This window comes from Streptomyces sp. NPDC001549 (assembly GCF_042894025.1).
Lineage (GTDB): Bacteria > Actinomycetota > Actinomycetes > Streptomycetales > Streptomycetaceae > Streptomyces > Streptomyces kutzneri.
Map to the genome: position 1 here is coordinate 140347 of NZ_JBIAVJ010000005.1, position 12081 is coordinate 152427.

Sequence of the window (12081 nt, forward strand, 5' to 3'; positions counted from 1 at the left end):
GGGCCCTTCGGCATTCCTCAGCGCACCCAGTCCTTGAGGGCCTCGGTCTGGAGAGTGATGCCGACGGGGTCGGGGAGTTCGATGTCCTTGCCGAAGGGGACGGTGCGGACGGTCTCATACCGCCGCCCGTCGGGCTCGCTGTGGACCGAGACCTCACAGCTGTCTCTGTCGATCAAGAGGTAGACCGGAATACCAGTCTCCGCGAAGGCCCGAGGCTTCTCGATACGGTCGCGCCGGTCGGTATCGGAATCGTACGAAGTGACCTCGACGACCATCAGGACAGGGTCCGGGGCGACCCATTCGCCTTGCGCCTTCATGAAGCCGCTCGGCGCCAGGACTCCATCAGGCCTGGCACGCCCGTCGCGATACTGCTGCACCTTCAATCCCTGCTCGCCATAGAGGAACAGATCAGGCCGGTGCTGGATGCAGATGCGCAAGAGCCACTCGATGATCAGTCCGTGGTCCCCATCAGGCACCGCTTTGACCCCCAGCTTCCCGTCGATGAATTCCAACCGCAGCCCCTCCACCTCTCTGGCGCCTATACGCGCGAGGGTCTCGAACTCCTCGGTCAGCATGTGGGGGCGGTCGGTCATCACGGTCATGCCTCGCTCACCTTCCTCGACGGTGCTGTCTCCGACGATAGCGCCGCCCCCCGACACCCGTCCTGCACACTCGACCGCATGGACACGGTGATCAGGGCGGTGCGGCCCGCCGAGTACGCGGAGCTGGGTGAGATCACGGCGCAGGCCTACCTCGCCGACGGGCATCTGGACTTCAACGAGGACGACCACTACCTGAACGTGCTGCGTGACGTGGCCGGCCGGGCCGCCCAGGCCGAGGTGCTCGTCGCCGAGCGGGACGGACGGGTGCTGGGCGGTGTGACCTTCGCCGCTCCGGGCAGTCCGCTCGCCGACATCGCGGCCCCCGACGAGGCGGAGTTCCGGATGCTCGCGGTGGCTCACGAGGCGCGCGGCCAGGGCGCCGGCGAGGCTCTGGTGCGGGCCTGCGTCGAGCGGGCGCGGGCTCTGGAGGGGGTGACCGGCCTGGTTCTCTCCACCCAGCGCAGCATGGCCGGCGCCCATCGGATCTACGCGCGACTGGGCTTCGTACGCACTCCGGAGCGGGACTGGGCGCCGATCGAGGGCCTGACACTCCTCACTTACCGGCTCAAGCTGTAGCCACGCCGACACTACATGTGGGGGTTACCGCAGAGGGCCGCCCCCACATGTATGCTCATGCCTGCTGTCGCTGCAGGGGAATCCGGTGCGAATCCGGAACTGTCCCGCAACGGTATGAAGTGTCCGGCTACCGGACGCCAAGTCCGATGACCTGCCGACAGCGCGCCCGGCTCGACCGAACCGGGTGCCGATTCGTCCGGGCCTCGCGGTTGGGCCGGTGGACGCCATGCGGGGTACGCGTTCTCGTCGCGCCCGCATGCGCCCGCTCGCGCCCCGCCCCGTCGATGACCGGGCCGAGCGAGGGAGAGCTCCCGCCGTGACCATCGCGCCTTCCGCACCGCGCGCCGAGTCCACTTCTGGCGACAACACCGAGGGCCCGGGGGCCACGCTGCTGCGTACCCTCACCGAACTTACGGCGGACCTCCCCGACACCGACCCCGGCCGGGTCGCGGCCTCCGCGCTGCGCGGCCGCAGCTCCGCCGCCGACGACGCCGAACTGCGCGGACTGGCCACGGAGGCCGCCGCCGGTCTGATCTCCGAGGACCCGGCCTACTCCCGGCTCGCCGCCCGCCTGCTGACGCTGGCCGTGCGCGACGAGGCCGCGAGCCAGGGCTCCACCTCCTTCTCGGCCTCCGTCGAGGTCGGCCACCGCGAGGGCCTCATCGCCGACCGCACGGCCGAGTTCGTCCGCACCCACGCGAACCGGCTCGACTCGCTCGTCGAACTGACCCTCGCCGAGGGCGCCGACGACCGCTTCGGGTTCTTCGGCCTTCGCACCCTGCACAGCCGCTACCTGCTGCGCCACCCGATCACCCGTCAGGTCATCGAGACCCCGCAGTACTTCATGCTGCGCGTGGCCTGCGGTCTGGCCGCCGACGACAGCGTCCAGGCCGTGGAGGAAGTGGCCTCGCTGTACCGGCTGATGAGCCGCCTGGACTACCTGCCGTCCTCCCCCACGCTCTTCAACTCCGGTACCCGGCACCCGCAGATGTCCTCCTGCTACCTGCTGGACTCCCCGCTGGACGAGCTCGACTCGATCTACGACCGCTACCACCAGGTCGCCCGCCTCTCCAAGCACGCTGGCGGCATCGGCCTCTCGTACTCCCGCATCCGCGCCCGCGGTTCGCTGATCCGCGGCACCAACGGCCACTCCAACGGCATCGTGCCGTTCCTGAAGACCCTCGACGCCTCCGTCGCCGCCGTGAACCAGGGTGGCCGCCGCAAGGGCGCCGCCGCCGTCTACCTGGAGACCTGGCACGCGGACATCGAGGAGTTCCTGGAGCTCCGCGACAACACCGGTGAGGACCAGCGCCGTACGCACAACCTGAACCTCGCCCACTGGGTGCCGGACGAGTTCATGCGCCGCGTGAACGCCGACGCCGACTGGTCGCTGTTCTCCCCGGCCGACGTGCCCGAGCTGGTCGACCTGTGGGGCGACGAGTTCGACGCGGCCTACCGCAAGGCCGAGGCGGACGGCCTGGCCCGCAAGACCATGCCCGCCCGCGACCTGTACGGCCGGATGATGCGCACCCTCGCGCAGACCGGCCAGGGCTGGATGACCTTCAAGGACGCCTCCAACCGCACGGCGAACCAGACCGCCGAGCCGGGCACGGTCGTGCACTCCTCGAACCTGTGCACCGAGATCATCGAGGTCACCAACGACGGCGAGACGGCCGTCTGCAACCTCGGCTCGGTCAACCTGGGCGCGTTCGTCATCGACACGGCGGACGGTCGCGAGATCGACTGGGAGCGGATCGACGAGACCGTCCGCACCGCCGTCACCTTCCTCGACCGCGTGGTGGACATCAACTTCTACCCGACCGAGCAGGCCGGCCGCTCCAACGCCCGCTGGCGCCCGGTGGGCCTGGGCGCGATGGGCCTCCAGGACGTCTTCTTCAAGCTGAAGCTGCCCTTCGACTCCCCCGAGGCGAAGGCCCTGTCCACCAAGCTCTCCGAGCGCATCATGCTGGCCGCGTACGAGGCCTCCTGCGACCTCGCCGAGCGCACCGGCCCGCTGCCGGCCTGGGAGCAGACCCGTACCGCCCGTGGTGTCCTGCACCCGGACCACTACGACGTCGAGCTGAACTGGCCGGAGCGCTGGGACGCGCTGCGCACCCGCGTCGCCGAGACCGGTATGCGCAACTCCCTGCTCCTCGCCATCGCCCCGACGGCCACGATCGCCTCGATCGCCGGCGTGTACGAGTGCATCGAGCCGCAGGTCTCCAACCTCTTCAAGCGCGAGACGCTCAGCGGTGAGTTCCTCCAGGTGAACGGCTACCTGGTGGAGGAGCTGAAGCAGCTCGGCGTGTGGGACGCCCAGACCCGCGAGGCGCTGCGCGACGCCTCCGGCTCGGTCCAGGGCTTCAGCTGGATCCCGGCCGAGGTCCGCGAGCTGTACCGCACGGCGTGGGAGATCCCGCAGCGCGGTCTGATCGACATGGCGGCGGCCCGTACGCCGTTCCTGGACCAGTCGCAGTCGCTGAACCTGTTCCTGGAGACGCCCACCATCGGCAAGCTCAGCTCGATGTACGCGTACGCCTGGAAGCAGGGCCTGAAGACCACCTACTACCTGCGCTCGCGCCCGGCCACGAAGATCGCCCGCGCCGCGCAGGCGGCCACCCCCGTCGAGCTGCCGCAGGCGGTCGCCGACGCCGAGGCGCTGGCCTGCTCCCTTGAGAACCCCGAGTCCTGCGAGGCCTGCCAGTAATGAGCTCCAACGACCAGAAGAACCTCCTGGACCCGGGCTTCGAGCTCACGCTCCGCCCGATGCGCTACCCGGACTTCTACGAGCGCTACCGGGATGCGATCAAGAACACCTGGACCGTCGAGGAGGTCGACCTCCACTCGGACGTCGCCGACCTGGCGAAGCTGACGCCCTCAGAGCAGCACATGATCGGCCGGCTGGTCGCGTTCTTCGCGACGGGCGACTCGATCGTCTCGAACAACCTGGTGCTGACGCTCTACAAGCACATCAACTCCCCGGAGGCGCGCCTGTACCTGTCGCGCCAGCTGTTCGAGGAGGCGGTGCACGTCCAGTTCTATCTGACGCTGCTCGACACCTACCTGCCCAACCCGGACGACCGCGCGGCGGCCTTCGACGCGGTCGAGGAGATCCCCTCCATCCGCGAGAAGGCGCAGTTCTGCTTCAAGTGGATGGACTCGGTCGAGAAGATCGACCGGCTGGAGACGGCTGCCGACCGCCGCCGCTTCCTGCTGAACCTGATCTGCTTCGCGGCGTGCATCGAGGGCCTGTTCTTCTACGGCGCCTTCGCGTACGTGTACTGGTTCCGCTCGCGCGGTCTGCTGCACGGCCTGGCCACCGGCACCAACTGGGTCTTCCGTGACGAGACCATGCACATGAACTTCGCCTTCGAGGTCGTGGACACGGTCCGCAAGGAGGAGCCGGAGCTCTTCGACGACGCCCTCCAGCAGCAGGTCACCGACATGCTCAAGGAGGCCGTGGAGGCGGAGCTGCAGTTCGGCCGCGACCTGTGCGGTGACGGCCTGCCGGGCATGAACACCGAGTCGATGCGCGAGTACCTGGAGTGCGTCGCGGACCAGCGCCTGGTCCGTCTGGGCTTCCCGCCGGTGTACGGCTCGCAGAACCCGTTCTCCTTCATGGAGCTGCAGGGCGTGCAGGAGCTGACGAACTTCTTCGAGCGCCGTCCGTCGGCCTACCAGGTCGCGGTCGAGGGCACGGTCGACCTGGACGAGGACTTCTAAGGCCTCGTAGGACATGACCGGGGAGCCGGGATGCGGAGGTTTCCGTGTCCCGGCTTCTCGCGTTCCCCGGTGTTCAGTGGGCGATGGGGCCCCAGTACCGCCGGGGGGAGGGCCGGAAGGCGCGCCGCCGCGGGGTGGGCGGGAGGCCGCCCGCGCGCTGGCGGGGGAGCCACACCAGCCGGGTCGCGACGGCCCGCAGCTGCTGGTCGATCCGCCGGTCGCGCAGGATCCCGTACAGGGTGGGCCCGAGTACGAGGGCGGCGATGGCGAGGACGGTGAGGTAGTTCACGAAGGTGGTCATAGCTCTACTGTCCGCCTGATCGCCCATGATCGACAGTGGCAGTACTGTCACAGAAGACCGAATTACTGCCACACTGGAGTCATGCTGACCAACGTGGCCGTGGCCCTCGTCGACGGAGTCGCCCCCTTCGAGCTGGGGATCTTCTGCGAGGTGTTCGGAATCGATCGCAGTGACATGGGCCTACCGGTGTACGACTTCGCCGTGTGCGCGGCGGAGGACGGGCCGCTGACCGTGGGCGGGGGCGCCTTCGGGATCACCCCCGCGTACGGGCTGGAGCGGCTGGAGGAGGCCGACCTCGTCTGTCTGCCCGCCGCCAGTGACGCCGGGGTACGCATCTTCCCCGAGCCCCTGCTCGCGGCCCTGCGCCGGGCGGTGGACCGCGGTGCGCGGGTCCTCAGCGTGTGCAGCGGGGCCTACGTCCTCGGCGCCGCCGGGCTGCTGGACGGTCGCCGGTGCACCACGCACTGGATGCACGCCGCGGCCCTGACCCGCCGTTTCCCGCGGGCCGTCGTCGACCCGGACGTGCTCTACGTCGACGAGGGCTCGGTGATCACCGCCGCCGGCACGGCGTCGGGCATCGACGCGTGCCTGCACGTGGTCCGCCAGGAGCACGGGGCCGAGGTGGCCAACATCATCGCGCGCAGGATGGTCGTACCGCCGCACCGGGACGGCGGGCAGGCCCAGTTCATCCAGCGGCCGTTGCCGCGCACGGCCTGTGACACGGTGGGCGAGGTGATCGAGTGGATGGCCCGCCACCTGGGCGAGGAGATCACCGTCGAGCAGCTCGCGGAGCGCGCGCACATGTCCCCGCGGACCTTCGCCCGCCGCTTCCTCCAGGAGACCGGCACCACCCCGTACAAGTGGGTGCTGCGCCAGCGGGTCCTGCTGGCGCAGGAGCTGCTGGAGTCGACCGGCGAGACGGTGGACGCGATCGCCGGCCGCTGCGGCTTCGGCAACGCGGCCGCCCTGCGCCACCACTTCCTGCGGACCCTGGGCACCACGCCGAACTCGTTCCGGCGCGCCTTCCGGGGCCCGCAGGCCGCCTAAGGGCTGTGACCGGGAAGGTTCACCGGGTCACAGCACCAGGTCGTCTCTTCCGGATCAGGCGTTGGGGACGGTCTCGTAGCGCGGGGTGCCCTCTTCCATCTGCCGCAGGGCGTCCTTGCGGTCCCGCTTCGAGAGGCGGTCGATGTAGAGGTAGCCGTACAGGTGGTCGGTCTCGTGCTGCAGGCAGCGGGCGAAGTAGCCGGTGCCGCGCACCTTGATCGGGTTGCCCTGCGCGTCCTGGCCCTCGACCTCGGCGTAGTCCGGGCGGGCCAGCGCGGCGTACGCCGTCGGGACCGACAGGCAGCCCTCGTTCGAGTCGTCCAGCACCCGCGCGCCGGCCGGCAGTTCGATCAGCTTCGGGTTGACGACGACACCGGTGTGCCGCTTGCCGTCGTCGTCCGGGCAGTCGTAGACGAAGACCTTGGCGTCCACGCCGATCTGGTTCGCGGCCAGGCCCACGCCCTCGGCGGCCTTCTGGCTGGCGAACATGTCGTCGATCAGCTGCGCCAGCTCGTCGCCGAACTCGGTGACGTCCTTGCACTCCCGGTGCAGGACCGGGTTGCCGACCACGGTGATCGGACGGGCCGTGCCGCGCTGACGGTGGGCGAGCTCGCGCGCCTCACAGTCCTCGGTGTCCACGACGTACCCGTCGTTCACGCTCTCGACAACCTCGTTCTCCTGCTGCGCCATGTCCGCCGTACGCCTTCCGTAAGTCCCGGTCACCGATGGCCGTGGTGGCCACCGATGTGCCCGTACAGCGTACGGCCCCGGTCAGCAGACTTCTTCGAGATCCCGCCACTCCCTGGTACCCGGGCTGTCCGCGACCCAGCCGTCGAGCAGTCCGCGCACCAGACCGGCCGGTGCCGCGATCCCGCATTCGCGCTCGGGGACCCACAGGGAGCCCGAGCCGGCCGTACGGTGCCCGAGCGGTCCGGGGTGGCCCGGCTCGCTGTGGTCGTGCGGATCCAGGTGCTGCTCGCCGTCGCCCTCGTCGCTCGGCATCTCGCTCTCCGAGCAGGTCCGGCACAGCAGCCGCACCGACGAGGACCAGTCCTCGGCGGCGAATCCGGCGTCCGAGGCCAGCTGCTCCAGCGCGTCGCGGTCCGCCTCGGTGGCCGCCTCCAGCAGCACCACCCAGGTCGGCACCGGGGACGGCGCCCACAGCTCGATCTCGTCGAACACGGGGTACGAGGGCCCGGCCGCGGTCACCCGCTCGCCGTGCGGGACGCCGTCGTGGAGCACGACCTCGCCCCAGCGCCGCCCCGAGGACGGCAGCGGGATCGACAGGACCTCCAGGCGGGCCGGGTCCAGCCGGCGTCCCCAGACCACCTCGGCCTCGCCCTCGGGCGAGAGCCGCACGGCGGCGCTGCCGAGTTCCATCCCGACCGGCTCGCCCGCCCCGGCCGCGTCCCCGGGCACCTTCAGCCCGTACGCCTGCCAGGCCCGCCGGGCCAGCGGCCAGTCCTGCAGCGCGGTGGCGGCGATCCCCACGTTCCACCAGTCCGGGGCGCCCGTCTCACGGTCCAGCAGGGCCACGGCGCGCAGCCCGGCGGCCCGCGCCTGCTCCCAGTCGTGCCGGAACTTGTGCAGCAGGGCCAGATTGAACCAGGACTCGGACAGCCAGGGCTCCAGATCCGCCGCTCTGGTCAGGAGCGCGCCCGCGTCCTCGTACCGCCCGTCGCCGATCAGCGTGAACGCGCGGTCGGTGGCCTGCCGCCACGAGGCGGAGGGCCGATGCCGTACCTTCCCGAAGATCCTCACGATTCCCGCCTGCCTGGGGGCACCTCCCAGCGGTCGCTGGGGGACAACGGTGCAGCCTTGCGGACACTCCTACGGTCCCTCTTACTGGCATCCAACCATGCCCACTCGGACGGCCGCTCATTACCCATGGGTTACCCAGGTGGGACGGGCACCACTCTGTCACGTCCGCCCCTGGCCAGAACCCTTGCCAGGCACTCCACGACCTCCGGCTGGTAATCATGCCCGGTGCCCAGGCGGAGCCGCTCCAGGGCTGCCAGTGAGCCACCCGGGTGACGGCTTCCGCCGACCAGATCGTCGTACGCATTCACCGTACGCACGATCCGGGCCGCCGTGGGCTGCTCCCGGTACGGATCCGCCTGCCGCTCCACCACCACGGCGACCTCGGCGGGCACCCCGGTCTGCCGGGCCACCTCCCCGCCCAGCTCGGCGATCCTGCGGGCCTCGCCGTCGGGCAGCCCGGCCGTGGCCCCGTCCGGGACCGGGTCGACGAGGGAGAGCTGGCCGATGTCGTGCATCAGGGCGGCGTACTCCAGCACCGTGAGCTCCCGCTCCGACAGGCCCAGCTCCCGGCCGACGGCGCAGCTCAGGGCGGCCACCCGGCGGGAGTGGCCCGGCCGCGTGCAGCCGGCGATCTCGGTGGCGCGGGCCAGGGAGGTGATGGTCTGGCGGTAGGTGGTGCGGATCGCGGTGATCCGGTGGAAGGACAGCTGGGTCAGCAGCAGGGGCACGCTGAAGACGGGCAGGGCCCACAGGCCCGCGACGGCCGCGCCGAGCGCCATCACGACCCCGGTGGCGCAGATCGCCGAGCCGATGCCGAGCTGGGCACGCAGTTCGTCGTGCAGCAGCGGACCGTACGGCCGGCCGGTCCGGGCCCCGGCGAGCGCGGCGGCGAGCACGGTGTCGCACAGGGCGGTGAGGCCGAGGAGGAAGAGCAGGTAGCCGACGAGGGACGGGCCCTGGCCCACCCACTGCTCCAGCCGGCCCGAGTTGTGGAGCGGCTGGAAACAGGCGGCGGCGAAGGCGACCGTGAGCACCCGGCGGGACAGGTGGTCGAGGGCGGGGCCGCTTCCGCGGGCGATGTGCGGGACGATCCCGGCGAGGACGGCCGCGACGACGACCGCGACGGTCTGGAGCACCCCGTGGTGGGTGGGCTGCCCGGCGTTCTGGCCGAGCAGGGCGTAGGCGAGGGCTCCGGCGGAGCCGAGCGGTGCGGGGCGGCGGCCGCGGGGGTCCCGGCGGTCCCGGCGGGCGAGCTCCCCGACGGTGATCAGGGTGGCGAAGGCCAGGGCGGCGCCGGGCTCGGTGACGCCGTTCCACAGGGTGTGGCCGAGCGCGGCGCCGGTGAGCAGTCCGGCGGCCCCCCGTACGGTCCACGCGGCCGGGGCCCTCATCCGCCCGCCCCGGCGCCGTCCGCGTCCGGGCCGGACCCGCCGGCCGGGCCGGGAACCGCGGGGACCTTGCCCGGTGGCGGTGGCGGGGCCGGTGCGAGGGGACGGGAGCCCTGGTCCGGCAGCCCGGCCAGGGCCGCGGGGCCCTGCCCCTGCCCATGCCCCGGCCCCTGCCCCTGCCCCGGCGCGGCGGCACGCGCCGGGATCACCTGGAGGTCCTCGTCGGAGGTCACCACCGGGTGCCAGCCGGTCCGGCCGATCGCGTCGACCAGCGCCCGCACCATCGACGGGTCGAACTGCGCCCCCGCACACCGTTCCAGCTCCGCCAGGGCGACGGGCACCGGCCGGGCCCGGCTGTACGAGCGGGTCGAGGTCATCGCGTCGAACGCGTCGGCCACCGCCACCACCCGGGCCAGTACCGGGATCTGCTCGCCGGTCAGCCCGTACGGATAGCCGGAGCCGTCGACCCGCTCGTGGTGGTGCAGGATCGCGGACCGGGCCTCGCCGAGGAAGCCGATGCCGCGCACCATCTCGTGCCCGTACTCGGGGTGCAGCTCGATGATCCGGCGCTCCTGCGGGGTGAGCGGCCCGTCCTTGCGCAGCAGCCGGGTGGGGACGCCGAGTTTGCCCACGTCGTGCAGGATCCCGGCGATGCGCACCGTCTCCAGCCGGTCCTCCGTCATGCCCAGCTCCCGGGCGATCATCGCGGAGGCCTGGCCGACCCGTTCGCTGTGGCCGCGCGTGTAGCGGTCCTTGATGTCGACGGCCTGGACGAGGGCGCGGATGGTCGCCTGGTGGGCGGTGCGCTCGCGGTGGTACTGGGCGAAGACCCAGCAGGAGATGTACATCGGCAGCAGCACGAGCAGCGCGGCCGGGGGCCCGTAGGGGCTGCGCCACATGACGGCCGTCATCAGGCCGGCGAGGCCGTGGACGCAGTGCGGGGCGAGGGCGGAGGCCGCGAGCCCGCGCCAGGCGGTGGCGGCCGGGCGGCGTTCGGCGGTGGCCAGGATGCCGCCGTCGAGGGCGGTGAGCACCAGGCAGAAGGCGACGGCCGCGGCCGTCGCGGGAAGCAGGACGCAGGGGAAGTCGGCCGGCCCCCCGGGGGGCCCGGAGCCGGCGGAGGGGCCGCCGCCGAGGGTGGCGGGGCCGCGCAGCAGCCCGTAGGCCTGCCCCGCGACCCAGGCCGCCACCGCCTGCTGCGCGCCGTGCCACACGCGGCGCACCCGGGCGGGCCGCTGGACGACGGTGCCCGCGAGTCCCCCGGGCAGCGCCACGAGCGCGGCGGCGGCGGGCGGCAGCAGGAAGACGGCGGCGAGCACCACGGGGAAGAAGGAGCCGATGCCCTCGGGCACCCGGCAGCCCGGCGGCGGGCAGACCTTGACGAGTTCGCAGCCGAGGTAGAGCGCGGCGAGCAGGGACACGGCCGTCCAGGGCGTACCGGAATCCGTGAGGGCGGGGGTGACGCACGCGAAGGCCGCGAGAACGGCGCACAGGATGTATCCGCGCGCCCCCGGCGGAAGTGCCCGCATGGCGTTCTCCTCCCCTGTGCCGTGCACACCGGGTGCCGAATCGAACCAGCACCGAATGGGGAGAATAGGTGGGGCCCGGAGCGAGGTGGGCCACATTTCCGCATTGGGCCATGCGGACGCCCCCGGATTAGCACATTCGGGTGACGGAAGTGCTCTTCCGGGGGCGGCTGTTCAATCGTCTAGCCGGTCACCGGCGCGGGTCAGCCGGGCGCGGGATTGTCGGCGGTGACATCGTGGTCGGGCACCGCCTGACCGGACCTGATCAGTTCGATCCGGCCCATCACCTTCGACCGCAGGTCGGTCGGCACGTCGTCCGATCCGCAGCAGCGCTTCACCAGCTTCTTCACGGCCTGTTCCAGGCCGTACTTCTCCAGGCAGGGATTACACTCGCCGAAATGCGTCTCGAACTTTGTGCAGTCACTGTCCGGCATCTCCTGGTCAAGGAACTCGTACAGGTGGTCCAGGACCTCAGAGCACTCTGTCTCGTGCGGCTCTCCGCAACTCATGAGTCCGAGCCTTTCCGGTCGTTCGACTCTCCCGCGCCCGCGGGAACCAGCCCGCGCTCACGGGCATAGTCCTCCAGCATTCCGCGGAGTTGACGGCGGCCACGGTGCAGTCGCGACATGACCGTACCGATGGGTGTACCCATGATGTCCGCGATCTCCTTGTACGCAAAGCCCTCTACGTCGGCAAGGTAGACCGCGATGCGGAACTCCTCCGGAATGGCCTGCAGGGCTTCCTTCACGTCCGAATCCGGCAGGTGGTCGAGCGCCTGCGACTCGGCCGAACGCAGCCCGGTCGACATGTGCGACTCGGCGCGCGCCAGCTGCCAGTCCTCGATCTCCTCCGCGGCGCTGCGCTGCGGCTCACGCTGCTTCTTGCGGTAGGAGTTGATGAAGGTGTTCGTCAGAATGCGGTAGAGCCACGCCTTCAGGTTGGTGCCCTCGCGGAACTGGTGGAAGGACGCGTACGCCTTCGCGTACGTCTCCTGGACCAGGTCCTCGGCGTCGGCCGGATTGCGCGTCATGCGCAGCGCGGCCGAGTACATCTGGTCGAGGTAGCCGAGGGCGTCCCGTTCGAAGCGCGCATTGCGCTCCAGGGTCGTCTCCTCCGCGTGGCCTTCGTCGGTCCCAGCGACAGGACCCACCTCCTCC

At 71.2% G+C, this 12081-nt stretch carries 12 protein-coding genes and 1 riboswitch; of the genes, 4 read left to right on the forward strand and 8 right to left on the reverse strand.

Annotated elements, in window-relative coordinates; all coding sequences use genetic code 11:
* Positions 1-17: 17 nt before the first annotated feature.
* A complete protein-coding gene (locus ACFY04_RS10745) occupies positions 18-602 on the reverse strand; it encodes a Uma2 family endonuclease (RefSeq protein ID WP_389115639.1) in 585 nt (194 codons plus the stop codon).
* Positions 603-680: 78 nt separating this feature from the next.
* Here ACFY04_RS10745 and ACFY04_RS10750 point away from each other — a divergent pair, with 78 nt between their 5' ends.
* From ACFY04_RS10750 to ACFY04_RS10760, 3 genes are all read left to right on the forward strand, one after another.
* Positions 681-1178, forward strand: coding sequence for a GNAT family N-acetyltransferase (locus tag ACFY04_RS10750; RefSeq protein WP_389115641.1), 498 nt, complete (start codon positions 681-683; stop codon positions 1176-1178).
* 44 nt (positions 1179-1222) lie between these two features.
* A riboswitch (cobalamin riboswitch) is annotated at positions 1223-1352 on the forward strand.
* Positions 1353-1494: 142 nt separating this feature from the next.
* The gene (locus ACFY04_RS10755; protein WP_389115644.1) at positions 1495-3885 is read left to right on the forward strand and encodes a ribonucleoside-diphosphate reductase subunit alpha; all 2391 of its coding nucleotides are present in this window, start codon (positions 1495-1497) and stop codon (positions 3883-3885) included.
* Positions 3885-4901: a ribonucleotide-diphosphate reductase subunit beta gene (locus ACFY04_RS10760; protein WP_389115646.1), complete on the forward strand. Its 1017-nt coding sequence runs from the start codon at positions 3885-3887 to the stop codon at positions 4899-4901. The genes ACFY04_RS10755 and ACFY04_RS10760 overlap by 1 nt, the downstream gene beginning before the upstream one ends.
* 73 nt (positions 4902-4974) lie before the next feature.
* Here ACFY04_RS10760 and ACFY04_RS10765 read toward each other — a convergent pair whose 3' ends face one another.
* Positions 4975-5202: a hypothetical protein gene (locus ACFY04_RS10765; RefSeq protein ID WP_389115648.1), complete on the reverse strand. Its 228-nt coding sequence runs from the start codon at positions 5200-5202 to the stop codon at positions 4975-4977.
* Positions 5203-5283: 81 nt separating this feature from the next.
* Between ACFY04_RS10765 and ACFY04_RS10770 the strand changes: the two genes are divergently transcribed.
* Positions 5284-6249 carry a helix-turn-helix domain-containing protein gene (locus ACFY04_RS10770; protein ID WP_373040985.1) on the forward strand — a complete coding sequence of 322 codons (966 nt, stop codon included), beginning with the start codon at positions 5284-5286 and terminating at the stop codon, positions 6247-6249.
* A 54-nt stretch (positions 6250-6303) separates the two neighbouring features.
* Here the strand turns inward: ACFY04_RS10770 and def are convergent, their stop codons facing one another.
* The 6 genes from def to ACFY04_RS10800 form a co-directional block, all read right to left on the reverse strand.
* Entirely contained in the window at positions 6304-6939 is a 636-nt protein-coding gene (def, locus tag ACFY04_RS10775) for a peptide deformylase (RefSeq protein WP_314243825.1), read from the reverse strand.
* 81 nt (positions 6940-7020) lie between these two features.
* A complete protein-coding gene (locus tag ACFY04_RS10780) occupies positions 7021-8010 on the reverse strand; it encodes a hypothetical protein (protein ID WP_030011692.1) in 990 nt (329 codons plus the stop codon).
* Between the two features lie 131 nt (positions 8011-8141).
* A complete protein-coding gene (locus tag ACFY04_RS10785) occupies positions 8142-9401 on the reverse strand; it encodes an HD-GYP domain-containing protein (protein ID WP_389115650.1) in 1260 nt (419 codons plus the stop codon).
* On the reverse strand, positions 9398-10927 hold the full coding sequence (locus ACFY04_RS10790; RefSeq protein ID WP_389115652.1) for an HD-GYP domain-containing protein: 1530 nt from the start codon (positions 10925-10927) through the stop codon (positions 9398-9400). Before ACFY04_RS10790 ends, ACFY04_RS10785 begins: the two co-directional genes overlap by 4 nt.
* Before the next feature lie 200 nt (positions 10928-11127).
* Positions 11128-11433: a mycothiol system anti-sigma-R factor gene (rsrA, locus tag ACFY04_RS10795; protein ID WP_030012982.1), complete on the reverse strand. Its 306-nt coding sequence runs from the start codon at positions 11431-11433 to the stop codon at positions 11128-11130.
* Entirely contained in the window at positions 11430-12074 is a 645-nt protein-coding gene (locus tag ACFY04_RS10800) for a sigma-70 family RNA polymerase sigma factor (protein ID WP_030012983.1), read from the reverse strand. Before ACFY04_RS10800 ends, rsrA begins: the two co-directional genes overlap by 4 nt.
* Positions 12075-12081 lie beyond the last annotated feature (7 nt).

Bases quoted from the DNA above. Each gene is read 5' to 3' on its own strand.
- ACFY04_RS10750 (WP_389115641.1), top strand. From the start codon at position 681: ATGGACACGGTGATCAGGGCGGTGCGGCCCGCCGAGTACGCGGAGCTG.
- rsrA (WP_030012982.1), bottom strand. From the start codon at position 11,433: ATGAGTTGCGGAGAGCCGCACGAGACAGAGTGCTCTGAGGTCCTGGAC.
- def (WP_314243825.1), bottom strand. From the start codon at position 6,939: ATGGCGCAGCAGGAGAACGAGGTTGTCGAGAGCGTGAACGACGGGTAC.
- ACFY04_RS10745 (WP_389115639.1), bottom strand. From the start codon at position 602: ATGACCGTGATGACCGACCGCCCCCACATGCTGACCGAGGAGTTCGAG.
- ACFY04_RS10760 (WP_389115646.1), top strand. From the start codon at position 3,885: ATGAGCTCCAACGACCAGAAGAACCTCCTGGACCCGGGCTTCGAGCTC.
- ACFY04_RS10770 (WP_373040985.1), top strand. From the start codon at position 5,284: ATGCTGACCAACGTGGCCGTGGCCCTCGTCGACGGAGTCGCCCCCTTC.
- ACFY04_RS10790 (WP_389115652.1), bottom strand. From the start codon at position 10,927: ATGCGGGCACTTCCGCCGGGGGCGCGCGGATACATCCTGTGCGCCGTT.
- ACFY04_RS10765 (WP_389115648.1), bottom strand. From the start codon at position 5,202: ATGACCACCTTCGTGAACTACCTCACCGTCCTCGCCATCGCCGCCCTC.
- ACFY04_RS10785 (WP_389115650.1), bottom strand. From the start codon at position 9,401: ATGAGGGCCCCGGCCGCGTGGACCGTACGGGGGGCCGCCGGACTGCTC.